The 25627-nt window shown below is 66.5% G+C and carries 26 protein-coding genes; 5 read left to right on the plus strand and 21 right to left on the minus strand.

Features of this window, described 5'->3' with window-relative positions; all coding sequences use genetic code 11:
* Positions 1 to 2: 2 nt before the first annotated feature.
* From VITFI_RS04960 to VITFI_RS04970, 3 genes are all read right to left on the minus strand, one after another.
* Complete coding sequence (locus tag VITFI_RS04960; protein WP_089416055.1) at positions 3 to 2804, minus strand: nitrate reductase; 2802 nt, start codon at positions 2802 to 2804, stop codon at positions 3 to 5.
* A gap of 27 nt (positions 2805 to 2831) precedes the next feature.
* On the minus strand, positions 2832 to 3638 hold the full coding sequence (locus tag VITFI_RS04965) for a type IV pili methyl-accepting chemotaxis transducer N-terminal domain-containing protein (RefSeq protein ID WP_089416056.1): 807 nt from the start codon (positions 3636 to 3638) through the stop codon (positions 2832 to 2834).
* 130 nt (positions 3639 to 3768) lie between these two features.
* Complete coding sequence (locus VITFI_RS04970; RefSeq protein WP_089416057.1) at positions 3769 to 5004, minus strand: NAD(P)/FAD-dependent oxidoreductase; 1236 nt, start codon at positions 5002 to 5004, stop codon at positions 3769 to 3771.
* A 351-nt stretch (positions 5005 to 5355) separates the two neighbouring features.
* Here VITFI_RS04970 and VITFI_RS04975 point away from each other — a divergent pair, with 351 nt between their 5' ends.
* Positions 5356 to 7083 carry a bifunctional protein-serine/threonine kinase/phosphatase gene (locus VITFI_RS04975; protein ID WP_089416058.1) on the plus strand — a complete coding sequence of 576 codons (1728 nt, stop codon included), beginning with the start codon at positions 5356 to 5358 and terminating at the stop codon, positions 7081 to 7083.
* 15 nt (positions 7084 to 7098) lie between these two features.
* Here the strand turns inward: VITFI_RS04975 and VITFI_RS04980 are convergent, their stop codons facing one another.
* Entirely contained in the window at positions 7099 to 8358 is a 1260-nt protein-coding gene (locus tag VITFI_RS04980; RefSeq protein ID WP_089417975.1) for an MFS transporter, read from the minus strand.
* A 323-nt stretch (positions 8359 to 8681) separates the two neighbouring features.
* On the opposite strand from VITFI_RS04980, the gene VITFI_RS04985 reads away from it, so the two are divergent.
* Complete coding sequence (locus tag VITFI_RS04985) at positions 8682 to 9959, plus strand: ANTAR domain-containing protein (protein ID WP_089416059.1); 1278 nt, start codon at positions 8682 to 8684, stop codon at positions 9957 to 9959.
* Here the strand turns inward: VITFI_RS04985 and arsB are convergent.
* Genes arsB through VITFI_RS05010 form a run of 5 tightly spaced genes read right to left on the minus strand, consistent with a single transcriptional unit; the run spans position 9949 to position 12804 of the window.
* Positions 9949 to 10977: an ACR3 family arsenite efflux transporter gene (arsB, locus tag VITFI_RS04990; protein ID WP_089416060.1), complete on the minus strand. Its 1029-nt coding sequence runs from the start codon at positions 10975 to 10977 to the stop codon at positions 9949 to 9951. The two genes, VITFI_RS04985 and arsB, sit on opposite strands and share 11 nt — an antisense overlap.
* Before the next feature lie 11 nt (positions 10978 to 10988).
* Positions 10989 to 11492, minus strand: coding sequence for an arsenate reductase ArsC (locus VITFI_RS04995; protein WP_089416061.1), 504 nt, complete (start codon positions 11490 to 11492; stop codon positions 10989 to 10991).
* 9 nt (positions 11493 to 11501) lie between these two features.
* Entirely contained in the window at positions 11502 to 11987 is a 486-nt protein-coding gene (locus tag VITFI_RS05000; RefSeq protein ID WP_198301628.1) for an arsenate reductase ArsC, read from the minus strand.
* Between the two features lie 11 nt (positions 11988 to 11998).
* Positions 11999 to 12463 carry an ArsI/CadI family heavy metal resistance metalloenzyme gene (locus VITFI_RS05005; protein ID WP_089416062.1) on the minus strand — a complete coding sequence of 155 codons (465 nt, stop codon included), beginning with the start codon at positions 12461 to 12463 and terminating at the stop codon, positions 11999 to 12001.
* Positions 12460 to 12804, minus strand: a complete 345-nt coding sequence (locus VITFI_RS05010) for an ArsR/SmtB family transcription factor (RefSeq protein WP_089416063.1) — start codon at positions 12802 to 12804, stop codon at positions 12460 to 12462. The genes VITFI_RS05005 and VITFI_RS05010 overlap by 4 nt, the downstream gene beginning before the upstream one ends.
* A gap of 107 nt (positions 12805 to 12911) precedes the next feature.
* On the opposite strand from VITFI_RS05010, the gene VITFI_RS05015 reads away from it, so the two are divergent.
* Positions 12912 to 13334, plus strand: coding sequence for a rhodanese-like domain-containing protein (locus VITFI_RS05015; protein ID WP_089416064.1), 423 nt, complete (start codon positions 12912 to 12914; stop codon positions 13332 to 13334).
* A gap of 41 nt (positions 13335 to 13375) precedes the next feature.
* Here the strand turns inward: VITFI_RS05015 and VITFI_RS05020 are convergent, their stop codons facing one another.
* From VITFI_RS05020 to VITFI_RS05050, 7 genes are all read right to left on the minus strand, one after another.
* Positions 13376 to 13777, minus strand: a complete 402-nt coding sequence (locus tag VITFI_RS05020) for a hypothetical protein (RefSeq protein WP_232476672.1) — start codon at positions 13775 to 13777, stop codon at positions 13376 to 13378.
* Between the two features lie 90 nt (positions 13778 to 13867).
* Positions 13868 to 17005, minus strand: a complete 3138-nt coding sequence (locus tag VITFI_RS05025; RefSeq protein ID WP_089416065.1) for an efflux RND transporter permease subunit — start codon at positions 17003 to 17005, stop codon at positions 13868 to 13870.
* Positions 17006 to 17015: 10 nt separating this feature from the next.
* Positions 17016 to 18167 carry an efflux RND transporter periplasmic adaptor subunit gene (locus tag VITFI_RS05030; RefSeq protein WP_232476673.1) on the minus strand — a complete coding sequence of 384 codons (1152 nt, stop codon included), beginning with the start codon at positions 18165 to 18167 and terminating at the stop codon, positions 17016 to 17018.
* A 17-nt stretch (positions 18168 to 18184) separates the two neighbouring features.
* Positions 18185 to 18736 carry a hypothetical protein gene (locus VITFI_RS05035; protein WP_198301629.1) on the minus strand — a complete coding sequence of 184 codons (552 nt, stop codon included), beginning with the start codon at positions 18734 to 18736 and terminating at the stop codon, positions 18185 to 18187.
* A 35-nt stretch (positions 18737 to 18771) separates the two neighbouring features.
* A complete protein-coding gene (locus VITFI_RS05040; RefSeq protein ID WP_089416067.1) occupies positions 18772 to 20055 on the minus strand; it encodes a TolC family protein in 1284 nt (427 codons plus the stop codon).
* A 108-nt stretch (positions 20056 to 20163) separates the two neighbouring features.
* Positions 20164 to 20532 (minus strand): hypothetical protein, encoded by a 369-nt coding sequence (locus VITFI_RS05045; protein WP_089416068.1) that lies wholly within the window; start codon positions 20530 to 20532, stop codon positions 20164 to 20166.
* Positions 20533 to 20555: 23 nt separating this feature from the next.
* The gene (locus VITFI_RS05050; RefSeq protein ID WP_089416069.1) at positions 20556 to 21200 is read right to left on the minus strand and encodes a cation transporter; all 645 of its coding nucleotides are present in this window, start codon (positions 21198 to 21200) and stop codon (positions 20556 to 20558) included.
* A gap of 103 nt (positions 21201 to 21303) precedes the next feature.
* Between VITFI_RS05050 and cadR the strand changes: the two genes are divergently transcribed.
* A complete protein-coding gene (gene cadR, locus VITFI_RS05055) occupies positions 21304 to 21714 on the plus strand; it encodes a Cd(II)/Pb(II)-responsive transcriptional regulator (RefSeq protein WP_089416070.1) in 411 nt (136 codons plus the stop codon).
* Here the strand turns inward: cadR and VITFI_RS05060 are convergent.
* Both VITFI_RS05060 and nikR read right to left on the minus strand, forming a co-directional pair.
* Positions 21639 to 22478, minus strand: a complete 840-nt coding sequence (locus VITFI_RS05060; RefSeq protein ID WP_089416071.1) for a HoxN/HupN/NixA family nickel/cobalt transporter — start codon at positions 22476 to 22478, stop codon at positions 21639 to 21641. The two genes, cadR and VITFI_RS05060, sit on opposite strands and share 76 nt — an antisense overlap.
* Positions 22479 to 22622: 144 nt before the next feature.
* Positions 22623 to 23081 (minus strand): nickel-responsive transcriptional regulator NikR, encoded by a 459-nt coding sequence (gene nikR / locus VITFI_RS05065; RefSeq protein WP_089416072.1) that lies wholly within the window; start codon positions 23079 to 23081, stop codon positions 22623 to 22625.
* Between the two features lie 84 nt (positions 23082 to 23165).
* Here nikR and VITFI_RS05070 point away from each other — a divergent pair, with 84 nt between their 5' ends.
* Positions 23166 to 23660, plus strand: coding sequence for a cytochrome c (locus tag VITFI_RS05070; protein WP_089416073.1), 495 nt, complete (start codon positions 23166 to 23168; stop codon positions 23658 to 23660).
* A 25-nt stretch (positions 23661 to 23685) separates the two neighbouring features.
* Here the strand turns inward: VITFI_RS05070 and lipA are convergent, their stop codons facing one another.
* From lipA to VITFI_RS05085, 3 genes are read right to left on the minus strand one after another with little or no spacing between them, the layout of a single operon-like run.
* On the minus strand, positions 23686 to 24669 hold the full coding sequence (lipA, locus tag VITFI_RS05075; protein ID WP_089416074.1) for a lipoyl synthase: 984 nt from the start codon (positions 24667 to 24669) through the stop codon (positions 23686 to 23688).
* 18 nt (positions 24670 to 24687) lie between these two features.
* Positions 24688 to 25350 (minus strand): lipoyl(octanoyl) transferase LipB, encoded by a 663-nt coding sequence (gene lipB, locus VITFI_RS05080; protein ID WP_089416075.1) that lies wholly within the window; start codon positions 25348 to 25350, stop codon positions 24688 to 24690.
* Complete coding sequence (locus tag VITFI_RS05085) at positions 25350 to 25625, minus strand: YbeD family protein (protein ID WP_089416076.1); 276 nt, start codon at positions 25623 to 25625, stop codon at positions 25350 to 25352. Before VITFI_RS05085 ends, lipB begins: the two co-directional genes overlap by 1 nt.
* Positions 25626 to 25627: the final 2 nt, after the last annotated feature.

Raw genomic sequence — 25627 nt, forward strand, 5'->3', positions numbered from 1 at the left:
GCTCAACGCTGCATTGCGGTGAGCGGCTGGGGGGCGATGCTTTTGGCCAAGGTGCGCAGCGTGGGCAGGCACGAGCCGCAGTTGGTGCCGCAGCGCAGGCGCTCTTGCAGGTGCTGCACCCGCTCTTCGACACGCCCCGCACAGCGGGACAGCTCGGTGCGAATCGCCTCCTCGCTGACGTTGAAACACGTACACACCTGGGGGCTGCGGGGCGCGCTGGCCTGGGTCAGACGGTGGGCGGGGGCCAACAGGTGCCGTCCGGGCATGGGCAGGGGGTCGTGGGCTTCCAGCAGGGTGCGCAGCCACGATTCACCCCGCGCATCGCCTGCGAGCCAGAAAGCGTGCAGCACGTCGCGGCCATTCGCGTCGCGCTGGAGGCGCAGGGCGCGCTGCTGGTGGCGTTGCAGGTCGTGGTAGACCAGCACCGAAGGGCCGTCGATGCGCAAGGCTTGGCGGATGGGGGCCAATACGGCCTCATCCACCGCTTGGGCCGCCCCCGCCCGCAGCAGCAAGCCGACACGCCCTTGGGCATCCGGCTCCCGACCGAACGGCAGGAGGCAGGCCCAGCCAAAAGCATCCAGGGTTGGTTTGAGCTGCTCGCGCACGGCCAGGGCTTCGGCTTGCGGCAGCCAGGCCATGGCGGTGAGTCGCCACGGCAGACGCGCTGGGGCCAAGCGCACGGCGCAGTGCTTGAGTTCGGGCTGTTTCGAACGCGGGCAGGTGCTGGGCAACGTCAGGCCGTTGACGCCCTGCATGGGCTGGCCATTCGAGTCTTGCCCGCGCAGCACTTCCCGGCCCCAATGCATGGGGATGAAGGTTTGGCCGGGCTGCACGCTGTCGCTCGCTCGGGCGCCCAACACCACCTCGCCTCGGCGTGAGGTGACGCGCACCAAATCACCGTCGCGCAGTTGCAGGCGCTGCATGTCGCCGGGGTGAATGTCGATCACCGGTTCGCCCTCGTGGCCCAGCAGGCGGCCCAGGGTGCCGGTGCGGCTCATGCCGTGCCACTGATCGCGCAGCCGGCCCGTGAGCAGGCTGAAGGGGTAGGCGTCGTCGGTGGGTTCGGCCAGCGGGGTGAAGGGCACGTCGGCAAAGCGGGCCCGGCCATCGGGGGTGGCGAATTGGCCGTCCTCGTACAGACGTGCCTGCCCGTGGGGCTGGCCTTCACGCAGCGGCCATTGTTGGGGGCCTTGCTGGTCGAGCAGGGCGTAGCTCAGACCGGTGATGTCCAGGTCGCGGCCCCGGGTCGTTTCCCGGTGTTCCTGCCAGACGGCTTCGGCCGAGGCGTAGTCGAACAGCGCGGCGCGTTCGGGGGCGATGCGCTGGGCCAGACGGCGGGCGACGTCCGCTGCGATGTGCCAATCCGGACGCGCTTGCCCAGCAGGTGCCACCGCCGCCCGCACCCGGCTGATGCGCCGCTCGCTGTTGGTAACGGTGCCCTCCTTTTCCCCCCAAGTGGCCGCAGGCAACAAGATGTCGGCATGGGCGGCGGTGGCCGTGGTGAGAAAAGCCTCCTGCACGATCACCAGTTCAGCCCGTTCCAATGCCCGGCGCACGGTGGCCTGATCCGGCAGCGATTGGGCCGGGTTGGTGCAAGCGATCCACAAGGCTTTGACTTGGCCGTCGGCGGCGGCTTCAAACAAATCGACGGCGGTGCGGCCCGGGGTGGCGGGCACGTCCGGCACGCCCCACAGCCGCGCCACTTCGGCACGGTGGACGGGGTTGGCCAGGTCGCGGTGCGCAGACAGCAGGTTGGCCAACCCCCCGACCTCACGCCCACCCATGGCATTGGGCTGGCCGGTCAAGCTGAACGGCCCTGCCCCTGGGCGGCCAATTTGGCCCGTGGCCAAGTGCAGGTTGATGAGCGCGGCGTTTTTGTCGGTGCCGCTGCTGCTTTGGTTCAAACCTTGGCAGTAGAGGCTCAGGGTTGGGGTGTCGCGGCCAAACCATTGGGCGGCGGTGAGGAGGTCGGCCTCGCGCAGTCCGGTTAGGCGTGCGGTTTCGCTCGGGGTGAAACCTTGGACACGGGCTTGCAGCGCCGCAAAACCTTGGGTGTGGCGGTCGATGAAGGCGGCATCGTGGTGGCCGTCGCGCAGCAGCAGATGCAGCAGGCCGTGGTACAGCGCCACGTCGCTGCCGGGGCGCAGGGCCAGATGCAAGTCGGCCTGTTCCGCAGTTTCCGTGCGGCGCGGATCGACCACGATCCACTTCTGTGCCGGGTTGGTGCGGCGCGCATCCTCCAAGCGGCGGAACAGGATCGGGTGGGCCCAAGCCATGTTGCTGCCTGTGATGAACACGGTTTGCGCCAGGGCCAAATCGTCATAACTGCACGGCGGGGCATCGGCGCCCAGCGTGGCTTTGTAGCCCGCCACCGCGCTGGACATGCACAGGCGCGAGTTGGTGTCGATGTGGTTGGTGCCGATCAATCCTTTGACCAGCTTGTTGAAGACGTAATAGTCCTCGGTGAGCAACTGCCCGGAGACGTAAACGCCCAAGGCATCGGGCCCATGGGTTTGGTAGAGGTTGGCCAGGCGCTGGGCGGTGTCGTCCAGCGCTGTGTCCCATGACACCGCTTCGGGCGCAGCGCCACGGGCTGGGCGGCGCATCGGGTGCAGCAAGCGGGTTTGCTGGGTGACGCTGTCGGCGGCCGTCAGGTGCAAGGTGGAGCCCTTGGTACACAAGCGGCCAAAGTTGGCAGGATGGTCGGGATCCCCCCGCACGCCGAGAATGCGCGGGCCATCACTCTCGATGATGACGCCACAGCCTACGCCGCAATAAGGGCAGGTCGATCGGGTCTGGGTCATGGGGGGGCTTCTTTCAGGGCAGGAAGGTCATGCGCCGAGGCGCACGTATTGCTGGGTGATGCGGTCCATCAACTCCAGCAGGTTTTCGCTGGCGACGAACACTTCGGCAGCGTCTTTGGCGGTGATGCGCTCGTCACGTCCCGCTGCCGACTCCAAGAACACCCACTGCTGACGGGCCAGCAGCAGTTCTTGTTTCAGGGCGGGGGTGGTTTGCGGGGCAGCGTCCAGGCGGCTCAGGTTGCGGGTGAACTCAGCGCGAGCGGCATCGACTTGGGTGTGGAGATCGGTGGGCGCGCTTTTCCACAGCATGACCAAGTGAGATTTGGCGATGAACTGGCTCAGCATGCGCTGGCGGCCTGCCAGGTTCACCAATTCGCTGATCGGTTGGGCGGCATGCTGCTCCAGGGCTTGGGTCAGTTGGTGAGCCTGGGCGAGGACGCGGCCATCCAGTCCGAGCAAGGCCGGCACCAGCGGTTGAGCGGGTGGCGAGGCCGTCAGGCGGGACTTGAATTCGTTCCACAGCGGTTCGAGCTGGCCATGTGCGCTGCGGGTGGTGGGGTTGGGCAGCAGGGGTTTGAGGTCGGTTTGCACGCGCTCGAACTGCGCCACCGAGTCTTGCAGCACGCGGGCCGCCCGTTTGGTTTCGACGTTCTGCCCGACCGCCAGCCACGCTTTGGACAGGCGCTGGCTGAGCATGCGCAAGCTGCCCGCCTTGTTGATCAGTTCAGGGAGTTCGGAGGCCGAGGGGGTGCGGGCGGTTTGTCCCCAAGTGGGCCAGGGGGCCACCACCGAACAACTGGCCAGCAGCAGGTGACGACGCGGAATGGAAGGCATGGTGTTTCTTTCGGATCGTGGAGCGGTTCAAGAAAACGGCTGACACAGGCTTAACGCCCCGTGCCTCGTTCCAGTATGGCCAGTGCAGTTTGGGTTTCCTTGATTTGCCTTCTCGTCCGTCCGACAGCTTTTAGTCAGCTTGATGTGTGTCAAGACTCTGGGGTTCGCCAAACATCAGTTCATCGCGTAACTCGCCGATGGCGCGGTGCTCCCGGATGAGCTTGAAATACCAGTTGCCATCCAGGGTGTCGCCGTACAAGCAGGCGCCGACCAGGGTGTTGTCACGCAGCACCAGCTTTTTGTAGACCCGGTCCAGCGGGTCGTTCAGGATCAGTTGCTGGGTGTGGGCGTCGCCCATGAAATCCCCGGCAGAAAACAGCTCAATGCCCGTGACTTTGAGCTTGGCACTGGTGGTGCTGCCGGTGTAAACCACGCCCGCGCCTTGACCCGCCAGGTGAGCGGCCAACACCTTGGCCTGTTCAAACAGCGGAGCCACCAGGCCGTAAGCTACCCCCCGGTGGTTGGCGCATTCGCCCACGGCCCAGATGGCTGGGTCGCTGGTTTGCAACCGATCGTCCACCACGACGCCCCGCTGGCAGTGCAGGCCAGCGCGTTCGGCCAGCTCAGTGTGGGGGCGGATGCCGGCGGCCATCACCACCAAGTCAGCGGGTACGACGCTGCCATCGGCCAGTTGAACGGCGCTCACGCGGCCCGAGGTGTCCCCGTGCAGCGCCTGCGTTTGCGCCCCGAGGTGGAAGGTGATGCCGCGTGCTTCCAGCGATTCGCGCAGCAACTGACCTGCGGCGGCATCGAGCTGGCGCTCCATCAACCAAGCGCCGAGGTGGATCACGGCCACGTCCATGCCGCGCTGGCGCAGGCCGTTGGCCGCTTCCAGACCGAGCACGCCGCCGCCGATCACCACGGCCCGGCGGTGGGTGCGGGCGGTGTCGATCATGGTGTGGGTGTCGGCGATGTCGCGGTAGGCGATCACCCCGTCGAGGGTGTGCCCAGGGATCGGCGGCACGAAGGGCAGGGAGCCCGTGGCCAAGATCAGTTGGTCGTAGGTCGTGGTGCGGCCATCGGCGGCGGTCACGGTGCGGGCGGCGCGGTCGATGCTCACCACTTTCTGGCCCAGGTGCAGGGTGATGCCCTGTGCGGCATACCAAGACAGCGGGTTGAGCACGATGTCGTCGAGCGTTTGCTCCCCCGCCAGCACCGGTGAGAGCAAGATGCGGTTGTAGTTGGGGTGCGGCTCGGCGCCGAACACGGTGATGTCGTAGCGATTCGGGGCCAGCTTGAGCAACTCTTCGAGCGTGCGCACGCCGGCCATGCCGTTGCCAATCATCACGAGGCGGGGTTTGTTCATCGCGGGGCGGTGGAGCAGGGGTGAAACATCGCCCGGCGTACCATCTCGCCACTGGCATGTCAGATCGTCACGGGAAGAACACACACGCCCAGACGACACCCCATCTGCGCAGCGCAGAGGGCGGACGAGCATGCAGGATCAAGTCGGGAGGCCGAAGCCGGTGAGACGCTGGTGGTGGCCGACGCTGGCACACCATGCAGGAGGGAGGGGGCACGAGGGCCCTCGCGCTCACGCAAGTGCTGTACCAGCTCAGAGCGGGGTGCCCAGCGCGGGGTACGCCCATCCTTGGTGCGCCCCGCAGGGCGATGCACCGGAAACAAGCATTTCAACCCCTTTCTCCCTGGGATCACCATGAGTTTTGCGGTGGACATCGGTTACGCCAGCCACAAAGGCCCGCGCAGCGTGAACGAAGATTTTGGCGGCGCCGTGCGCGCCTGCGCCCCGGAAGCCCATCGTGGGCTGATTGCCGCCGTGGCCGATGGGGTGTCCAGCGGTGGCGAGGGGCTGGTCGCAGCCCAAACCACGGTGATGGGCCTGTTGGGTGACTTTTTTGCCACCCCGGCGACTTGGGAGCCCACGGTGGCGCTGGATCGGCTCATCGGGGCGCAGAACGCTTGGCTGGTCGATCACAACCGCCGCCGCAGCGACCGGGCCGCGCTGACCACGCTCACCGCGCTGGCGCTGCAAGGTCAAACATGGACGCTGGCCCACGTCGGCGACACCCGCGCTTGGTTGTGGCGCCCGGGGCCGCAAGGGGGTGAGTTGAGCGTCTTGACCCAAGACCACGCCTTTGATCACCCCGACCAACGCAGCCGCTTGACCCGCGCCATGGGGCTGGACGATGGCGTGCGTTTGGACTTTGCCCAAGGCGATGTGCGTCTGGGTGACGTGTTTGTGTTGACCAGCGACGGCGTCCACGGGCCGCTCAAGGCGGCGCGTTTGGCGGCGTTGGCGCAGCAAGACGGCACCGCGCAAGCCGCCGCCGAGGCGCTGGTTCACGCGGCGCTGGAGGCGGGTGGGCAGGACAACGCCAGTGCCTTGCTCATCCGCGTCACCGGGTTGGATGCGCGCCAGTTGGACGACGATTTGGTGGACGCCCGGCGCTTGCCCGCACCGCCCCTGCTCAAAGTCGGGGATGTGCTGGACGGCTACACCCTCACCGCCAAGGTGGCAGACACCGGGGTGCATGTGCTGTACCAAGCGCGCAGCCCCAGCGGCGCATTGGTGGTGATCAAAACGCTGCACCCGAGCCGGGCGGGTGACCCCGAGGAGCGGGTCATGCTGGCGCATGAGGCATGGTTGGGCCAGAAAGTCACCCAACTCGGTGGGCAGGGGCGGCTCTTTTTTGTCGGCGTGCATGAGCGGCCCAGCCAGGCCAGCGCGTTCTACACGGTGTTCGATTGGCACCACGGGCGCACGTTGGAGCAGATCATGGCCGCTGGCGGCCCCCCCGCCGTGGCGGACGTGGTGGCCGCTGGCGTGGCGTGGGTCCGGGGGTTGGCGCTGTTGCATCGCCACGGCGTGATTCACCGCGACATCAAACCCGGCAACCTCTATTTGTGCGACGACGGGCGCTGGCGCATCCTCGACCTGGGGGTGGCCCTGAGTGGCCGCGAGAGCGCCGCCCAGCGCGAGCTGCACGCGGGCACACCGAGTTACATGAACCCCGAGCAGTGGGACGAGGGCGGCGTGGCCAGCCCCGGCAGCGATTTGTTCGCGCTGGGGGTGACGCTGTATCAGTGGCTCACCGGGCGCTTGCCTTATGGCGAGATCGAACCCTACCAACGCGGGCGCTACCGGCGCGACCCGCCCGGCGCCTCGCGGCTGCGCCCCGATGTGCCGATGTGGCTCGACCACCTGTTGGCCAAAGCCATCGCCCGCGATGCCCGGCAACGCTTCGAAACCGCCGAAGAGTTGCTGCTGGCGCTGGAGCGGGGCGCCTCACGCCCCTTGGGTTCACCCGCGAGCACGCCGTTGCTCCAGCGTGACCCGCTGGCGGTGTGGCAGTTGGCGTTTGGGTTGTCCGCGTTGCTGAACGTGGTGCTGCTGCTGGCGCTGCTGGTGTTGCCACGCGGATGAGCGGGGCGTGGGCGGTCAGCCCACGCGGCGCACCCCGGTTGGCCGGGCGTCACCGGACGCGGGGTTGAGTCGCGCCCGACCGCCTTTTTCCGCCCAGGTGCGCGTCCAACGCACTTGCATCTTGCGCATCAACAGCAGCATCAGCACCGAGAACACCGACATCACGACAAACCCCAGGAAGAAACTGCCAGTTTGTTGCTTGACGTTGCCCATCAGCATCGGCACCAAGCCGCCGCCCAGGGCACCGATTTCACCGATCATCGAACCCGCCACGGCGGTGGACATCGGCCAGCGCAGCGGCACGAGTTGGAACAGCGCACCGTTGCCCGCCCCCAGCGCGGCGAAGCACACGATGAGCAGCAGCGTGGTCAACACCACCGAATGCGCCACCAGGCCCACGCCCACCAGGCCGAAGGCCACCACCACCAACACCACGGTCAGGGTGTTCACGCCGCCCCAACGGTCTGAAATCCAGCCGCCGAAGATGCGCACCACCGAGCCCATCAGCGCCGCCAGCATGGTGAGCTGGCCGGCTTGCACTTTGGAGACGCCGAACTGATCGTAGTAATAGGTCGGCAAGAAGGTGGTGATGCCGATGAAACCGCCAAACGTGACGACGTAAATCAGGCTGAACACCCAGCCGTCTCTTTCCAGCAGGCAGGCCAGATGCTCTTTCATGTTGGCGTGTTCGTCGCGGTCGGGCGGCTCCTTGGCCAAGAAGGCCACCACGGCCATCGGCACAAACGAAGCCAGCGCGGCGATGCCGTACACCGCTTGCCAGCCGAACTTCTGTGCCAGCGGTGGCGCCAGCAGCGCCGCCAGTGCCGTGCCGCCGTTGCCCGCCCCCACCAAGCCCATGGCCAGGCCCTTGTACTGCGGCGGGAACCAGCCCGACCCCAGCGACATGGCCACACCGAAACTGGCCCCCGCTACACCGAGCAAGAAGGCCATCTTGATCATGTCGTCGTAGCTGTGAACGAAGAAGTAGCCAAACGCCATGGTGAAGGTGATCAGGCTCAACTCGACCAGCGTGGCCGTTTTGCGCCCGACGTACTGCGCCAACAGCCCCAGCGGGAAGCGCATCACCGCCCCGGCAATGATGGGAATGGACAGCAGCGTGCCCTTTTGCGCCGGGGTGAGGTTGAACTCCTCGCTGATGAACGGCGCCATGGCGCCGTTGAGCACCCAGATGACGAACGAGAACATCAAATAGAAAAACGCGGCGAACAGCGTGGGGCCGTGGCCGGCGCGCAGGAACTGGCGAAAGTCGGTCATGGTGAACGAACACAAAAAAGAAGGGAGGACGCGCCGCCGTGTTCAAGCCTCTGCGAGGTCATGCGCCTGCGCAGGGGCTGAACGTGATGAAGGAGAATCGAACCGGCTCCCCGGCACGGGAGCATGCGTGGCGATGGGGCAACCACGCGGCGCGTCGTGGACGCGACTTCGGCAAAGAGGAACTTTGCGCGGCGGCGATGGGTTTTGGTGCGCCGTTGCACCGGAAGCGAGCCAATCAAGCAAGACCCATGCCCCGAATCGGGTATCGTGCCCATCATCGGTGCAGATGGTCTCATCGTCCACGATCCTTGCAGGATGTCCCCATGTTGTCGATTCAACTGCTGTCTTTGTCCGCCCTGGCAGACACCCCTTGGCCTGAGCGCATCCACACGGCGCTGACCCGTGCCGGTGCCCGCGTGCACGGGCTTGGTGCCGCTCCCGACGCGGTTTGCACCCTGGTGTTGGCCCAAGCCGACGAACTGTTGTCATGGTTGCCCGCCCAGGGCGGTGCGCTGGGCGCGGGCCCGCTGGTGTGGGTCGGCCCAGCGGCGGCGGGAACGGCGTGGGAGGCCTTGGTGGCGCAAGGGGTGTCGAGCTGGTGGCCGCTGGCGTCCTGGCCCGACGAGGTGGCGGCCACCGTCTGGCTGACCGAGGCCTTGGCGTTCGAGCTGGCGCGCTGGCGCCAGCAGCAGACGCTGCACCGCCAACTCCACCAGTTGCGCACCCAGATGGACGAGCGCAAATGGGTCGATCGCGCCAAAGGTTTGTTGATGAGCACGCGCGGCATGGCCGAAGATGATGCGTTCCGATTGCTGCGCAGCGCGGCCATGCATGCCAATCTGCGGGTGGGCGAGGTGTCGCGCTCGGTGGTGGAGGCGTCGGTGTGGGCCGAGGCGATCAACCGGTCGGGGCAGTTGCGCATGTTGTCGCAGCGGTTGGTGAAACTGGCCGCGCAGCGCCTGCTCGGGGTCGATGCGCGCCGGGCGCGCACGCTGCAACACCAAGCCCGTTTGCGGGTGGAAGACAACTTGGCGCACCTGGCCGCGCTGCCACCGCTGGCGCAGGGCCCGCAGGCCTTGACCGAGGCGCTGGCCTGTGTCACCCGGGCGTGGGCGGTGTTGGGGCCGGTGCTGGAGCAGCGTCCGGGGCCGCTCACGCTGCTGGAGGCCGACCAACACGCCGAAGCCCTGTTGCAAGCCGCCGAAGCGCTGACCGACGCCTTGGAGTTGCACGGCGCGCGGCGCTCGCTGCACATCGTCAACCTGTGCGGGCGCCAGCGCATGCGCGTGCAGCGCCTGGCCAAGGATGCGCTGCTGGCGACCTTGCCCGATCAGTTGGCACGCGCCCAAGCGCTGGGGCCGTTGCTGGATGCGTTTGAGGCGGCGCTGTTGGAGTTGGAGCGCGCGCCGCTGTCCACCCCGGACACGCGAGGGTTGTTGGCCGAAGCCCGCGACGAGTGGCTGCGCTTGCTGCGCGGCTTGCGCACGGCCGAGGCGAGCGAGGGGCGCGCGGCCTTGGCCGGCTCCTCCGATGCGCTGCTGGGGCTGTTCGAGCGCCTCACCGAGGCGTACGAACACAGCTTGCACGTCATCATGGCGTGAGGCGTTGCGCGTACCAGCCCCGGCTGCGGTTGACGACGCGCACCACCGCGAGCATCACCGGCACCTCGATCAACACCCCGACCACCGTGGCCAGCGCCGCGCCCGACTCGAAGCCAAAGAGGCTGATGGCGGCGGCCACCGCCAGCTCAAAGAAGTTGCTGGCGCCGATCAGGCAGGACGGGCCGGCCACATCGTGCGCCTCGCCCAACCGGCGGTTGAGCCAGTAGGCCAGCGCGGCGTTGAACACCACTTGAATCAGGATGGGCACCGCCAGCAGGGCGATCACCAGCGGCTGCTTCAAGATCGCCTCGCCTTGGAAAGCGAACAGCAGCACCAACGTGGCCAACAAGGCGCTGATCGACCAGGGGCCGATCTTGGCCAGCGCGGCGTCCAACGCAGCGGGCCCACGCGCCAGCAGCGCCCGGCGCCCCAGTTGCGCCAGCACCACCGGAATGACGATGTAGAGCGCCACCGAGATCAGCAGCGTGGCCCACGGCACGGTGATGGACGAGAGGCCCAGCAGCAGCGCCACGATGGGGGCGAAGGCGAACACCATGATGCTGTCGTTCAGCGCCACCTGGCTCAAGGTGAAGAGCGGCTGCCCGCCCACCAGCCGGCTCCACACGAACACCATCGCCGTACACGGCGCAGCGGCCAGCAGGATGAGGCCGGCGATGTAGCTGTCCAGTTGCTCGGCGGGCAGCCACGGGGCGAAGACTTGGCGCACAAAAATCCAGCCCAGCAGCGCCATCGAAAACGGCTTGACGGCCCAGTTGATGAACAGCGTCACGCCGATGCCGCGCCAGTGCTGGCGCACTTGGTGCAGCGCGCCGAAGTCCACCTTCAGCAGCATGGGGATGATCATCACCCAGATGAGCAGCCCCACCGGCAGGTTGACCTGGGCCACCTCCATGCGGCCAATGGCTTGCACCGGGCCGGGCAGCACCTGACCCAGCGCCACACCCGCGACGATGCACAGAAACACCCAGACGCTCAAAAAACGCTCGAACACGTTCATGGGAGGCTCCTTCACGAACGACCGATGGCGTTGAGCGCGGCGTGCAGTTCGGCAGGCGAGAGCCGATCCAGCGGCAGCGCCAGCAGTTGCAACAGGCGGTAGCCGATGGCTTGGCGCGTGAGTTCAAACGCCCGGCGCTTGCCCGCGTCGCCGCCTTCGGCGTGGGACGGGTCGGGGTAGCCCCAATGCACTTTCACCGGCTGGCCGGCGCCGCCGAAGAAGACGGGGCAGGTTTCGGCTGCCGCGCTGTCGCACACGGTGATGACGATGGACAGCGGCGGGGCGCCCTCACGGGTGAACTCGTCCCAGCTTTTGCTGCGGTAGCCGGTGGTGTCGATCCCGGCTTGTTGGAGGGCTTCCAGGGCGAAGGGGTTGAGCCGGCCACTGGGGGCGCTGCCGGCGCTGTGGGCGCGGACATCGCGCCCGAGCTGGGCAGCCAGGTGGTTGAGCATCCCTTCGGCGAGCACGCTGCGCGCCGAGTTGTGGGTGCAGAGGATGAGGACGTGAACAGTCATGGTGGGAATTCAGCGAGTGCCGATGGCACGGATTTCCTGCTGGATGGCCAGCGCCTCCAGGCTGTGCAGCGGCAAGGCCAGCATGAGTTGCAGGCGACGTTGCAGGGTGATGAGGGCATCTTTGAACGCCCGCTCAGCGCTGGCAGGGTCAGCAGCAGCCGGATCGGGCATGCCCCAGTGGGCTGTCATGGGTTGGCCGGGCCACACGGGGCAGACTTCGCCGCCGGCTTGATCGCACACGGTGAACACGAAGTCCAGATGGGGGGCATCGGCGGCAGCGAATTCTTCCCAACCTTTGCTGCGCAGACCCGTGGTGGGAATGTGGTTGTCCGCCAGCACGGCAAGCGTCAGCGGATGCACGGCCCCTTTGGGTTGACTGCCAGCGGAGAAGGCCCGGAAGCGTGTCGGGGCCATCTTGTTCAACAGCGCTTCGGCCAAGATGGAGCGCGCCGAATTGCCGGTGCAAACGAACAGCACGTTGTAGATCTTGCTCATGTTCACCTCTTTCAGCAGCACGACGAGCTGGATTTGACCGGGATGCCAATCGGCTTGCCACGCGGGGCGCAGCAGGCCGACGCGCCGGCGGGCGCTTCGCTTTCGCGGAACACGGGGATGTTGCCCAGCGTGTGGAAGTGCTCCCAGGCGATGCCTTGCGGGTCGGTGATCCAGTGTTTTTCGCTTTGGGCGTAGCAGCAGGTGGTGGCGCCTTCGTCCAGCAAGGCCAGGTCGGCGGCTTGGGCGCGGGCTTTGAGGGCGGCCAGCTCGGCCGGGTCGTCGGTTTGGAAACCGAGGTGATCCAGGCCCGGTTCGTGGCCTCGGGTGGAGATGGCGAAGTTCACCGCCGGGTCGTCCAGCATCCACTTGGCGTAATCGGCTTCGACGCGGCTGGGCGCAGCGTCAAACAACTTGGCATAGAAGGCGATGCTGGCGGCCAGGTCGGCCACATGCAGATGAACGTGAAAGCGCTTCATGAGGGTTCCTTGTCAACAAGATCACAGTCAACGGCCGACGGGCCGCAATCACAGGGCTGGCCCTGGCAGCAGTGGGCGGTGAGGTAACTCAGCAGCGCGTTCATCTGCCCAAACTCCGGGCGATAGATGAGATTGCGCCCCTCGCGCTGCACCGACACCAGCCCGGCGTGCATCAGCTCCTTCAGATGAAAGGACAGCGTCGAGGCCGGCACCGCCAGCGTTTCGGCCAGCGCCGTGGGCGTGAGGCCCTGCGGCCCCGCACCGACCAAGGCCCGGAACACGCGCAAGCGAGCGGCTTGCGCCAAGGCCGCCAAAGCGGCTACGGCATCTTTTTCTTCCATGATTCGATTTTTATGGAAATATCGAAAACAAACAAGCCCCGCACAAACGTCAAGTTGGTTTGGATACCCAATGCCGTATGCTGGCACCCCTTTGAAGGAGACACACTGTGAGCATTCGCCCTTGGTTTTGGATCGGCATCGCCGCCCTCGGGCTGCATGGCCCAGGGCTGGCGCAGGCCGATCCGGCCACCGTCAGCGCGCTGGAAGGCTATTTCGATTTTGTGGATGCCAACGCCGGCACCATCACGCCGGAGCAAATCGGGCCGGAGGATCTGCGCAAGTTTTGGGTGCTCGATGTGCGCGATGCCGCGCAGTTCAAGCAAGACCATGTGCCGGGCGCGGTGAACATCGAGTGGCGCCAAGTCTTCGCCCAGCGCGCCAAGCTCCCGCGTGACAAAACCATCCTCGTGTACTGCAACACCAGCTCGTTTGCCGCCCAGGTGGCGATGGCGCTGCGCATGGACGGGTTTGAGAACGTGCGGTTGCTGTATGGGGGGTTCAATGCGTGGAAGGTTCAGGCCCGTCGCTGACGCTAGGAGGGGATGAGCTCAGAACGGGACGGGCTCAATGCTTACTTCAGCACAAACCGCACCGTACCCAGCGGTTTACCGGCCAGCGTCACCACCGCCACCGCTTTGGTGCCCGCTGCCAACTTGAAGCTGCCACGGGCTTCGAGTTTGTCGCCAGCCGATTGGAGGGTGACTTCTTGTTTATCTGCCCCCGTCAACAGCGTGAGCTTGGCGCTGGCCTGGGCCAGGTCGGCGGGTTTACCGTGATCGCGCAGATAAAGCTGAAGCAGCGCCGGTTGTGCCACCAGCTCGTAATCCATGTCGCGCACTTCCATGACCACACCGCCGTGCAGTGGCTTGTGCTCGTGGGCGTGTGCATGGCCATCGCCAGCGGCTTGGGCCATGCCGGCCCAGCTCAGCCAAGCGGTCAGGATCAGGGTGGGGAGCGCAGTTTTGCGGAACATGATCGTCCTTTGCGTGAAACGTGGAGGAAACCGGAGCGCCGGGAGGCGCCCCGAAAAAGGGCCCGGCTGGGCCCCTGCGTGCAGCGCTTCTTACAGCGCTTCGGCGTCCTTGGCATCCATCAGCCGTTCGGCATCACGGCGGCCAAAACGCCAGAACATCAGCGGGGTGAGGAAGGTGTCCAGCAGCGTGGAGCTGATGAGCCCGAAGAAGATCACCACGGCCACCGGATGCAGCACCTCGGTGCCTGGGCGCTCGGCCTCAAACAGCAGCGGGGCCAGTGCGAAGGCGGTCACCAAGGCCGTCATCAGCACCGGCGCCAGGCGTTCGGCCGAACCGCGCAGGATCATGGACAGATCAAACTCTTCGCCCTCAAAGCGCATCAGGTTGATGTAGTGGCTCACCTTGAGGATGCCGTTGCGCACCGAAATGCCTGCCAGCGTGATGAAGCCCACCAGGGCCGCCACCGACAGTGGCTGGCCCGACCACCACAGCCCCAGCACCGCGCCCACCAGCGCCAGCGGGATGTTGACCATGATGAGCGCCGACAGCCGCACCGACTGGTAGCGGCTGTAGAGCACCACGAACATCAGCACCAGCGAGACGATGGACAGCAGCCCCACCAGGCGTGACGCTTCTTCCTGCGCCTGGAACTGCCCACCCAGGGTGATGAAGGCGCCTTCGGGCAGGCGGGTGGCGGCCACCACCTGCCGGATGTCGGCCACCACCTCGGACAGCGCCCGGCCGGAGGCATTGGCCGAGAGCACGATGCGGCGTTTGCCGTCGTCGCGGTTCACCTGGTTCGGGCCGTCCCCTTCTTCAATCGTCGCCAAGCGCGACAGCGGCACCCGGCCCAGCGGCGTTTCCAGCAGCACCCCGCCCAGCCCTTGTGGGCCACGAGCGGCTTCCGGCAACCGCACCACCAAAGCAAAGCGCCGCCCGCCTTCGACGATTTGCGTCACCTTCTCGCCTTCCACCAGCGCTTGCAAAGTGGCGAGCAACTGTGGCACCGGCACGCCGTATTGCGCAGCAGCGGCGTAATCCACCCGCACTTTGAGCTGAGGCGCCAGCACCTGCTTTTCGATCTGCAAGTCCGCCAGACCAGAGATGCCCGCCAGACGGCCCCTCAGCGCATCGGCCTGGGCACGCAGCATGTCCAGGTCTTCGCCGTAGATCTTGATGGCGATCTGCGAGCGCACCCCCGACAGCATGTGGTCGATGCGGTGTGAGATCGGCTGGCCGATCTCCAACGCGGCCGGCAGGTTGGCCAGCCGGGCGCGGATGTCGGCTTTGATCTCGTCCATGCTGCGTGTCAGTTCGGCGCTGGGCAGCAGCCCAACATCCAACTCGCTCACATGCACACCTTCGGCGTGTTCATCCAGCTCGGCCCGGCCACTGCGACGCCCCACATGCGTCACCTCCGGCACTTGTGACACCAGCACCTCGGCTTGACGCGCCAGCGCCGTGGTTTCGGCCAGGGTGACACCGGGATTCAAGCGCAACCCGATCAGCAACGTGCCTTCGCTGAACGGCGGCAAGAAGGTGGTGGGGAAAAACGGCACCGCCGCCACCGCCATGGTCACCACCACCCCGGCGCCAGCCAGCACGGCACGAGGCCGGGCCAGCACGGCTTGCAGGGCACGGCGATAGCCAGCCTTGAGCCAGGCTAGCAAGCGCGTGTCCCCGTGGTCGAGAGTCCTCATGCGCGGCAGCAGGTAGAAGCTCAACACCGGCGTCACCGTCACCGACACCACCAGCGAAGCCAGCGTCGATACGATGAACGCAATGCCCAGCGGCACGAACAGCTTGCCTTCCAGCCCCGGCAGCGCGAACAGCGGGATGAACACCAGCACGATGATCACCGTGGCGTAAAGAATGGCCGAGCGCACCTCCATCGAGGCGCGCGCCACCAGCTCCAGCGGGTGCAGCCGGTGCTGCGGATGGCGGGCCCGGTCTTCCTTCAGGCGGCGCAGCACGTTTTCCACGTCCACCACCGCATCGTCCACCAGACCGCCGATGGCGATGGCCAAACCGCCCAGCGTCATGGTGTTGATGGACAGCCCGAAGTAGCCAAACACCAGCGCTGTGATGCAGATGGACACGGGAATGGCCGTGAGCGCAATCACCGTGGGCCGCAACGTGCCCAAGAAGAAGAACAGGATCACCGCCACGAACACCGACGCCCCGATCAGCTTGCCTTGCAGCGTGGTGATGGAAGCTTCGATGAAACTGGCTTGGCGGAAGGTGACACGCGGCGCCTCCATGCCCGCCGGCAGCGAGGCGCGCAGGCCTGCCAGGGCGTCTTCAATCTGGCGCGTCAGGGTGATGGTGTCGGCTGTGGGCTGCTTTTGCACGCCCAGGATGACGGCGGGCTGGCCTTCAAAGCCGGCATCGCCCCGCTTGGGCGCGGCGGCAAACGTCACTTCGGCGATCTGCTGCAACAAGATGGGTTGCGGCGCCCCACCTCCGGCTGGGGTTTTGGCCGTCAGCGCCAGGTTGCGCAAGTCCTCCAGCCGCGAGGTGCGCCCCAAGTGGCGAATCAACACCTCACGCCCGTTGACCTCCAGAAAACCCCCCGAGCTGTTGGCGGCAAAGCCTTTGAGCGCGGTTTCCAGTTGCTCTTGCGAGATGCCCAGCTCCGCCATGCGGGCGGTGTTGGGCTGCACCTGGAACTGGCGCACCTCACCGCCAATGGGGATGACTTGCGCCACCCCCGGCACCGACATCAAGCGCGGTCGCAGCACCCAGTCGGCGTACTCACGCACGGCCATCGGGCTGATCTTTTTGGGATCGACCGGAATGGCGATTTGCATGATCTCGCCCATGATGGAGCTGATCGGCCCCATGCGGGGCACCACGCCTTCGGGTAGTCCTTCCTCCATGGCCGTCAGGCGCTCAGAAACGAGCTGACGGGCCCGGAAGATGTCAGTACTCCAGTTGAAGGTGACGTAGAGGAACGACAGCCCGGCCGACGAAGTAGAACGCACCGTTTCCACGCCCGGTAGGCCGTTCATGGTGGTTTCCAGCGGCACGGTGATGAGCTGCTCGACCTCCTCGGCGGCCATGCCCCCGGCCTCGGTCATGAGGGTGACGGTGGGTTTGTTGAGATCTGGGAACACGTCCACCGGCGTGCGCGACAGGGTGAAGGCGCCGTAGGCCATGAGCACCACGCTGGCGATGATCACCAGCAGGCGGTTAGCCAGGCTGCTGTGCAACAACCACTTGAACATGGCAGCCCTTTCAGCGCACTTGGTTGATGAGGGTGGCGCCTTGGGTGGCAACACGCTCGCCAGCACTCAGGCCCGCCGTGATGGCCACCTGAACACCGTCCAGCGGTTCCACCGTCACCACCCGGGGCGCAAAACGCTCCGGCGCGGCCTTGACCCAGACGATGTTCTGGTTGGCGGGGTTTTTCAGCAGGGCTGTGACTGGTACGGCCACGCCTTGCACCTGGCTGCGGCGCTGCACGAACACCCGCACCGGCTGCCCCACGGCCAACGCACCGAGCGCCGCTCCTTGCGCGCCGAACGACAGCGGCAAAGCCTGCTCACGCAGGCTGTGGGCCGTCCCGAGGAAACGCAGGGGCACACGCTGCTCCCCCACGGCCAAGGTGGCGGAGGCGATGTCCAGCGCCAAGGCCGGGTCGTACGCCAGAGCCTCGATGCGCAGCCGCGCTGGATCGACGATCTCGAACACCAGCTCGCGTGCATCCACCACCTGCCCAGCCACCGCCTGGGCCGCTGCGATGACGCCGGACACCGGAGCGATCAGCGCCTCACGCGCTGCCACACCGCCGGTCAGCGCGGCCACGCGGGCGGCCAAGCTCTGTACCTCACTTTGGGCGGCTTCCAGCTCCTTGCGTGGCACGGTGTCGGCCAGTTCGGTCAGGCGGGCCAGGCGCTTGTCGGCCAGCGCTTGTGCGGCCCGCAGCTCGGCCAACTGCGCTTGCTGGCCCGCCAGCTCCAACGGTGCCGCCGAGGCCTGCACATAGGCCAGTACCTGGCCTTTGCGCACCGACTGGCCCAGCTCCGGCAAGCCGTTGGGGCCGGGCTCCAGGCGCCCCGCGTTCAAGGCCTGCACCTTGCCGCCGGCGTTCGGATCCATCAGCACCCGAGCGTTGAGTTCCACACTGCGCGGCAGAGCCGCTGCAACAGTGAGCACCGTGCGCACCCCCAACTGGCGCTGAGCCGGTTTGGGCAGAAACACACTGCCATCGGGCAGGCGCTGCGGGCCGTTGGCGTTGGCCACAGCGGGCGTGTCCCCGTGATCGTGGCCCTCGCCGGCTTGAATGGGCGAGGCAAAAACGCTCAGCAAGGCCAAAGCCAGGCCAGCGGGGATGCAGCGGGCAGGCATCAAGGTTGCCGACGCGCGCAAAGAAGCGAAAACAGTCATGTCAAACCCCTGGTGGCTCAAGACAAAGTGGACGAGCGCATGGCCGCGCGGCGACGCCACGCCCAGCCGAGCAGCCCCAGGCCCAGCACCCCGGCACTGCCGCCGATGACCCAGAAGGACAGGATGGAACCGGTTTCGGTGTGGACCTCAGCGGCTTCGGCGTGGATGTCCAGCTCGCCGGCCAGCAGATCGACCTCGTCGCCTACCGTCACCGTGGCAGTGACGGGCAGCACCCCTGGGGGCGGCTCTTGCGGCAAAGTCACCACGAATGTCGCGTTGTCATGCGCTTGCGCCACCACCTTGGTCGCTCCCAATTCCAGTTCGATGCGGGCTTGTTTGACGGGGCGGTTGTCATCGGCGCGATCCAGGTAGAGCGTGAGCTGGTGGCCTTGCAGCACGCCCACCAGCTCAAAGGCCTCGGAGCTGGCCGTCAGGCGCGGCAGGGTTGGGCTGGCGGCGGCCGCTGGGGCTTCGCCATGATCGTGGCCTTCTCCGGCGTAGGCCGCAGGCAGCAGCCCCAAGGCGGCGCACAGCAGGGCCGCCACCCAAAGGTGAAAACGTTTCATCATGAAATTCCGTGTGCAGGTGAATGGGGAACGCCGCGTCACTGCGGCAGCAGCCCGAGGGCTTGGCGCCAGGCCGAAAGCGCGGCGGCCAGCTCAATGCGGCTGCGGGCGTGTTGGCGGGTGGCTTCGGCGCTTTCCGCTTCGGCGCGCAAGCGGGTGGGCAAATCGCTTTCCCCCAGCTTGAACGCCTTTTCGACGAAGCTGCGCAGCTCCTGCGCCAATTGCTGGCGGGTTTGGCTGGCGGCCAACTGTGCGCGAGCGGCTGCCAGGCGCTGGGCACTGGCTTCCCGTTCGGCAAGCAGCCGCAGGCGGGCCTGCTCCAATTGCGCCCAGGCTTGTTGCGCCTCGGCTTGGGCAGCGTGCTGCCGGGCCACATGCCGGGAGCCTGTGCCGAAAGGCCAGCGCACCCCCAGCACCAAGCGCTGGTCGTAGCGTTCCCCTCGGGTGCCGCGATCACTTTGCAACCCCACGGTCAATTCGGGGTTGGCACGGCTTTCGGTGTCGATCAGGGCGGCGGCTTGCTCGGCAGCGCGCGCTTGATCGCGCCACGGCGCCAGAGCGGGGTGGTCTTCTGGCAGCGCGGGCGGGCCTTCGGGATCGGCGGCAGGTGTCTCGGGCAAGGGCTCGGGTTGCACCTCAAGAGCCGGATCGGGGGGCGTACCCAGCAAGCCCTGCAAGGGCACCACGCGCTGGCTCAGTTCTGCCTGAGCCTGTGCCACGGCGGCTTGGGCTGCTGCCACGGCTCCTTCGGCCTGATGCTGATCGGCGCGCGCCAGCTCGCCAGCAGCCACCCGGCGCCGCACATCGGTGGCTAGGCGCTGGTGGTTGTCGAGCTGATCGCGGGCCGTGGCCAGATTGAGGCGGGCCTGTTGCCAAGCCCACCAGGCTTCGCGCAAGGTGGCGGCCAGGTGCCACTGGGCGGCGCGTTGCTGGCTCTCCAGCGCAACGGCTTCCGCGTCGGCCAGGGCTTGGCTGCGCTGGCGCTGCCCCGGCAGCCACAGCGGCACGGCCACGCCGATGTCCAGCGATTGCGCTCCTTGGCGGCGCCAGGGTCGGTCGCTGCTGACGCTGGTTTCCAGCACAGGGGGCTCTGGCGTCCACCGACGGGCACCGTCCTGCGCAGCGCGCAGGGCCTCACGCCGAGCTGTGGCGGATTGCGCTTCGGGTTGATGCGCCCAGGCCGTGGCAAACGCCTGAGCCAAGGGGGTTTCGGTGGCCCAAGCCACCAGGCTGCTGCACAGCAGCAGCGCCGTCGTGCTGTTGCGGGCCAAGCGCTGGCCGCCGCAAGACACGCGGAAAAGGGAAGAAACGATGCGTGGCATCCGATGCTCCAGAGGTGAACAAGACCCAGGGAGATCGGCGAGCGGCGCGGGCCAAGCCCGGCAGCGGGTTACGGATGGAAATGTGAAACCCGGTGAACCCCTCGCCGATCAGGCGAGGGCGTGCCACTGCGGGCGTTCAGGTGGAGCGGCGATGACGCTGTTCAAGCGTGATGTCGATCCTTCAGGCACCGGTGACTGGCGCACTTCGGCCGACCACGGCGCATGGGTGAGCAAAACGCCCAGACAGCACCCACCACCATGGTGGCAATCCAGATCGACGATGCCGGAGACGGCCGGGGCTGCGGCATCAAGCGCCGATGTTTGGGCGACCGGCTGATCCGCGTGAGCACGGCTGTGCTCGTGGTGGCCGAGATGCGTCTGCTCACTGGCTTCATGCGCGCAGTACGCTGCCACCGCCGCCCAACTGGATTGGATTGGCAGCAGCACAAGCAGGAAGAGACAAAGCCAGCGACGCATGGGGCGGCAGTGTAGCAGTGGCCTCAAGCGGCTAAATGGGCCGCTCGACGTTCAGCCAGCGCCTGCGTGATCACCGTGTGCGCCCCGCTCAGTGCCAGCACCGCCATTACCCCCGCCACCAGCAGATCAGGCAACGCGCTGCCCGTGCCCAGCACACCCAGCGCGGCCAGCATCACGGCCACATTGCCAATCGCATCGTTGCGGCTGCACAGCCAAACGGAGCGCATGTTGGCGTCGCCCTCGCGCCAGGCGTACAGCATGAGTGCGACGGCGGCGTTGGCCGCCAGCGCCAGCGCGCCAATCACGCCCATCGTCATCGGCTCCGGGACGTCGCCCGACAGCGCGTTCCAGCTGGCCTTGCCCAGCACGAACACGCCGAATGCGCCCATCGTCAGCCCTTTGAGCAAAGCGGCGTTGGCCCGCATCCGGGGCGATTGGCCCAGCACCCACAGCGACACGCCGTAGTTGGCCGCATCGCCCAAAAAATCCACCGCATCGGCCCAGAGCGACACCGAGCCGGAGCGCCAGCCGCCCAGCAGCTCAACGACGAACATGGCGGCGTTGACCCACAACGCGATCAGCAGCACGCGGCGGTAGCGGGGGCGGGTGGTGGCGCCGGGCGCCGCAGGCACGGCGCAGCAGCCGTGGTGGTGACAGGTGTCGGACATGGAGAACCCCTTTGCAAACAAGCCGTCGATGAGATGGCGGCATTGCAAACCTTGGAGTCACTCCAGAGTCAAGCCTTGCGTACGATCGAGCCGGAGGGATTTCATGAAAATCGGCGAACTGGCGGCACAAACCGGCACCTCGGTGGACACCATCCGCTATTACGAGCGGCTGGGGCTGTGGCCCCTGCCGGCGCGCACCGAGGGCAACTATCGGCACTACCGCTCCGAACATGTGGAGCGGCTGAACTTCATCCGCCACAGCCGCGCTTTGGGGATGAGCTTGGAAGACGTCCGCACCTTGCTGCGCCTGAAGGACGATCCGCACGCCGATTGCCGAGGGGTGGATCAGCTGCTGGCCAGCCACCTGAATCGGGTGGCACAGCAAATTGCCGCGCTGCAAGCCCTGGCCACCCAGCTTCAGGCGCTGCGAGCGTGTTGTCAGGGGCCGAGTCGGGCAGCCGATTGCGGCATCTTGGATGGATTGGCCCACACCCACGAGCGCGCCAGCCAGTAGCTGCCCGCCACGGTGCCCACGACGATGGCACCGAACATCAGCTCTTTGCCCTCCGTCCAGCCGTCAAATGCCGGCGACAGCATCTTGGCCAGGCCCATGCCGCCCACCAGCAAACTCACGCCCGCCACGGCCACGCCCATCAGGCGCGAGGCCAGGGCTGCGATTTGATCGGCCCGGGCAATGAGGCGCGAAATCCACCAGCCGTTCAAGCCATCGGTGACGAGCATCCCGAGCACGAACAAGCCGCCCAGCAGCAGCGCATGGGCCACGCCACCGAACTGCGTGGCCGTGGCGGCAAACAGCGCCGATTGGCTCACGGTGTCGAACGACAGCGCGAACAGCGCGCCCACCCCCGCCACCCCGGCCGGGCTGCGGGCTTGCGCCAGCGTGCCCAGCCAGCGCCCTTTCCAACCCACGGGGGCGACGATCTCGCCCGGCGCTGTCGCCAGCACGGCCCGCAAGTTCACCAGGCCCAAGCCGATGAGAAAGGCGATGGAAATCCACGCGCCCAGTGCATCCAGCCACTCGGGCGCCTCCCAGCGTTCGCTCACCGCGCCGACAAACGCCGCGATGCCCAACACCACCAAGCCATGCCCGATCGAAAACAAGGTGCCGCAATAACGCGCCACCGTCAGACCTCGGCGTTGGTTCAGGCGCGTCAGGCCGTCGATGGTGGCGAGGTGGTCGGCGTCAAAGCCGTGGCGCATGCCCAGCAAAAACACCACGGCGCACAGGGCGCCCCAGTCGGTTGGTAAGTCGTGCATGGATGGGTTCCGGTTGTATGAAGAAAATGAAAATTTTCATACAAGAAGCGTGCCCAAGGGATGGGTTCCCTTCGACTTCGCTCAGGGAACGCCCACCCCACACCACCCCGGTTAAACACTTGCCGGAGTGGATGTTTCAGTGATTCAACCGTGACCAGTCCGACCGGGCAGATGCAAGTGAGCGTGGCCGTGCGCGGGCGCCTCGGCCATGGGCACCAGATGCAAGCTGCCGTGGCTCACCCCGGGTTGGGCCATCACCGATTGGGCGAAGGTCTGCACCTGCGCCGTGGGGCCGCGCAGGATCACCACTTCGATGCAGTGATCGTGATCCAGGTGCGCGTGGGTGGTGGACACCGTCAGCGCGTGGTGGGCGTGCTGCATGTCGGTCAGCCGCAGCGCGAGCTGGCGCTGGTGGTGGTTGTAGACGTAGCTCAGGGTGGCGATGCACGGCCCGTCCGGCTGGGCGTGGGTGCGCGCTTGGCCCATGTCGGCGCGCAGCAAGTCGCGGAAGGCTTCGGAGCGGTTGGCGTAGCCGCGTTGGGCGATGAGGGCCTCGAAGGCATCGGCCAAATCATCGTCCAGGGAAATGGTGAGGCGTTTCATGCCGGCATTTCACCGCAGGCGTGGCTCACACCGCCCACACTCTCTGGCAGGATGCGCGCGCCGTTGGTTCTTTCGGAGACTTCTGTGAAACGCTGCTTCCCCGCTTTGCTGTTGTGCTTGCCGCTGTGGGTGTCGGCACAGAGCGCCGGCCCGGCTTCGGGCCACGCCCATGCGCATCATGCCGCTCCCGTGGGTGACACGCGCCAAGCCGTTGCCTTCCCGGCGCCCATGCGGGCGCAAACGCTGGCCAACATGCGCGACCACTTGTTGGCCTTGACCGAAATTCAAGAAGCCCTGGCGCGGCGTGACTTCGACGGGGCGGGCCAACTGGCCGAACGACGGCTCGGGATGTCGTCCCTGCACACGCATGGCGCGCACGATGTGGCGGGCTTCATGCCCCCGGCGATGCAGGCCTTGGGCACGGCCATGCACCGTTCCGCCAGCCAGTTCGCGGTGGTCGCTCAGGAGGCGTCTGTCACCGGGGACTTGAGCGCCGCTCTGGCCGCGCTGGCCAAGGTTGGGCGCACCTGCGTGAGTTGCCACGAGGGTTTCCGGCTCGAAACCGCGCCAGCCCACTGAGCTTGGGCAAGGTGCGCCGCGAGGCTCAGACCACGCCGGCGCCGGCGGCCTGCTGATCCGCGTGGTAGCTGGAGCGCACCATCGCGCCCACGGCGGCGTGGGTGAAGCCCATTTCCTTGGCCTGTTCCTCGAACATCTTGAAAGTGTCCGGGTGAACGTAGCGGCGCACTGGCAGGTGGTGGCCGCTCGGGGCCAGGTATTGGCCGATGGTCAGCATGTCGATGTTGTGGGCGCGCATGTCGCGCATCACGTCGAGGATTTCCTCGTCGGTCTCGCCCAGACCCACCATCAGGCCGCTCTTGGTCGGCACATGCGGCACTTCTTCCTTGAAGCGCTTCAACAGCGTCAGGCTGAACTGGTAGTCCGCGCCGGGGCGCGCTTCTTTGTAGAGGCGCGGCACGGTTTCCAGGTTGTGGTTCATCACGTCCGGCGGGGTGGCCTTGAGGATGTCCAGCGCTTTGTCGAGGCGGCCCCGGAAATCCGGCACCAGCACTTCGATGCGCGTGGCGGGCGATTGCTCGCGCACCTGCTGGATGCACTCGGCGTAGTGGCCGGCGCCGCCGTCGCGCAGATCGTCACGATCCACGCTGGTGATCACCACATATTTCAGCTTCATGGCCGCGATGGTCTTGGCCAGGTTGCCCGGCTCGGCGGTGTCCAGCGGATCGGGGCGGCCATGGCCCACGTCGCAAAACGGGCAGCGGCGGGTGCATTTGTCCCCCATGATCATGAAGGTGGCCGTGCCGTGGCCGAAGCATTCGCCGATGTTGGGGCAGCTCGCCTCTTCGCAAACGGTGTGCAGCTTGTGCTCACGCAGGATTTGCTTGATTTCGTAGAAGCGCGTGGTCGGGCTGCCGGCTTTGACCCGAATCCAATCGGGTTTTTTCAGCGTTTCCGCCGGCACGATTTTGATGGGAATGCGTGCCGTCTTGGCCTGGGCTTTTTGCTTGGCGGTGGCGTCGTAGTCGGCGGCCGACTTGGCTTCGTGGGTGATGTTTTGGGTGGCCATGGGGTTCAGCGGCTCGTTTCAGTGGCTCAAATGGGCGGCCAGCCGATCGGCCAGCCGTTCAGACACTTCAGCCGGATCGGCCGAAACGCCCAGTGTAGAAAGGTCAACGGTGCGCAAGCCCGCGTAACCGCACGGATTGATGCGCAAAAACGGCTCTAAATTCATCGCCACATTGAGCGAAACGCCGTGGTAGGTGCAGTGGTTGCTCACCTTGATGCCCAACTGGGCGATTTTGCCCAGCCCCTCGAACGGGTCTTGGCGCGGGCCGGTGGGCAACCCAGCGGCGAACGGATCGGCCAGGTTCACATAAATGCCCGGCGCACTGTTCACCCGAAAGCCAATCACGCCCCAGTGTTCCAAGGTTTGGATCACCGCCGTTTCCAGCCGGAAGACGTATTCCTTGACGAAGATGCCCAGCCGTCGCAGGTCGATCAGCGGGTAAATCACCACTTGGCCGGGGCCGTGGTACGTCACTTGGCCGCCTCGGTTGCTGCGCACCACGGGGATGTCCCCGGGCATGAGCAGATGCTCTTCCTTGCCGGCCACGCCTTGGGTGAACACCGGCGGGTGTTTGACCAACCAGAGTTCATCGGGCGTGTCGGGCGTGCGCGCCTCGGTGAAGCGGCGCATGGCGTCGAAGGTGGTGTCGTAGGGCACCTCGCCCCAGTCACGGCGTTGCATCACAGCACGATTTTGACCATCGGATGGGTGGTCAGCGTGCGGTACAGCTCGTCGAGCTGCTCGCGGCTGGTGGCGGTGATGGTCAGTGTCACGCCCAGGTATTTGCCGCCCGAGCTGGGGCGGGTTTCCAGGCGGGCCGGGGTGAAAGCCGGGTCGAACTGCTGGGCCACCCTCACCATGGCCTCCACAAAGCCTTCGACGTGCAGGCCCATCACCTTGATGGGGAAGTCACTCGGGTACTCGATGAGCGATTGCTCGGGCGGAATGTCACGCATCT

Origin of the sequence: Vitreoscilla filiformis, assembly GCF_002222655.1 — a bacterium.
Classification (GTDB): domain Bacteria; phylum Pseudomonadota; class Gammaproteobacteria; order Burkholderiales; family Burkholderiaceae_C; genus Ideonella; species Ideonella filiformis.

Coding starts and splice junctions, on each gene's coding strand:
- VITFI_RS05050 (WP_089416069.1), bottom strand. CDS start 21,200: ATGTCCGACACCTGTCACCACCACGGCTGCTGCGCCGTGCCTGCGGCG.
- VITFI_RS04975 (WP_089416058.1), top strand. CDS start 5,356: ATGAGTTTTGCGGTGGACATCGGTTACGCCAGCCACAAAGGCCCGCGC.
- VITFI_RS05025 (WP_089416065.1), bottom strand. CDS start 17,005: ATGTTCAAGTGGTTGTTGCACAGCAGCCTGGCTAACCGCCTGCTGGTG.
- VITFI_RS04985 (WP_089416059.1), top strand. CDS start 8,682: ATGTTGTCGATTCAACTGCTGTCTTTGTCCGCCCTGGCAGACACCCCT.
- VITFI_RS04980 (WP_089417975.1), bottom strand. CDS start 8,358: ATGACCGACTTTCGCCAGTTCCTGCGCGCCGGCCACGGCCCCACGCTG.
- VITFI_RS05010 (WP_089416063.1), bottom strand. CDS start 12,804: ATGGAAGAAAAAGATGCCGTAGCCGCTTTGGCGGCCTTGGCGCAAGCC.
- VITFI_RS05040 (WP_089416067.1), bottom strand. CDS start 20,055: ATGCCACGCATCGTTTCTTCCCTTTTCCGCGTGTCTTGCGGCGGCCAG.
- cadR (WP_089416070.1), top strand. CDS start 21,304: ATGAAAATCGGCGAACTGGCGGCACAAACCGGCACCTCGGTGGACACC.
- VITFI_RS05085 (WP_089416076.1), bottom strand. CDS start 25,625: ATGCGTGACATTCCGCCCGAGCAATCGCTCATCGAGTACCCGAGTGAC.
- VITFI_RS05000 (WP_198301628.1), bottom strand. CDS start 11,987: ATGAGCAAGATCTACAACGTGCTGTTCGTTTGCACCGGCAATTCGGCG.
- VITFI_RS04960 (WP_089416055.1), bottom strand. CDS start 2,804: ATGACCCAGACCCGATCGACCTGCCCTTATTGCGGCGTAGGCTGTGGC.
- lipA (WP_089416074.1), bottom strand. CDS start 24,669: ATGGCCACCCAAAACATCACCCACGAAGCCAAGTCGGCCGCCGACTAC.
- arsB (WP_089416060.1), bottom strand. CDS start 10,977: ATGAACGTGTTCGAGCGTTTTTTGAGCGTCTGGGTGTTTCTGTGCATC.
- VITFI_RS04970 (WP_089416057.1), bottom strand. CDS start 5,004: ATGAACAAACCCCGCCTCGTGATGATTGGCAACGGCATGGCCGGCGTG.
- VITFI_RS05060 (WP_089416071.1), bottom strand. CDS start 22,478: ATGCACGACTTACCAACCGACTGGGGCGCCCTGTGCGCCGTGGTGTTT.
- nikR (WP_089416072.1), bottom strand. CDS start 23,081: ATGAAACGCCTCACCATTTCCCTGGACGATGATTTGGCCGATGCCTTC.
- VITFI_RS04965 (WP_089416056.1), bottom strand. CDS start 3,638: ATGCCTTCCATTCCGCGTCGTCACCTGCTGCTGGCCAGTTGTTCGGTG.
- VITFI_RS05005 (WP_089416062.1), bottom strand. CDS start 12,463: ATGAAGCGCTTTCACGTTCATCTGCATGTGGCCGACCTGGCCGCCAGC.
- VITFI_RS05035 (WP_198301629.1), bottom strand. CDS start 18,736: ATGATGAAACGTTTTCACCTTTGGGTGGCGGCCCTGCTGTGCGCCGCC.
- VITFI_RS04995 (WP_089416061.1), bottom strand. CDS start 11,492: ATGACTGTTCACGTCCTCATCCTCTGCACCCACAACTCGGCGCGCAGC.
- lipB (WP_089416075.1), bottom strand. CDS start 25,350: ATGCAACGCCGTGACTGGGGCGAGGTGCCCTACGACACCACCTTCGAC.
- VITFI_RS05020 (WP_232476672.1), bottom strand. CDS start 13,777: ATGTTCCGCAAAACTGCGCTCCCCACCCTGATCCTGACCGCTTGGCTG.
- VITFI_RS05030 (WP_232476673.1), bottom strand. CDS start 18,167: ATGACTGTTTTCGCTTCTTTGCGCGCGTCGGCAACCTTGATGCCTGCC.
- VITFI_RS05045 (WP_089416068.1), bottom strand. CDS start 20,532: ATGCGTCGCTGGCTTTGTCTCTTCCTGCTTGTGCTGCTGCCAATCCAA.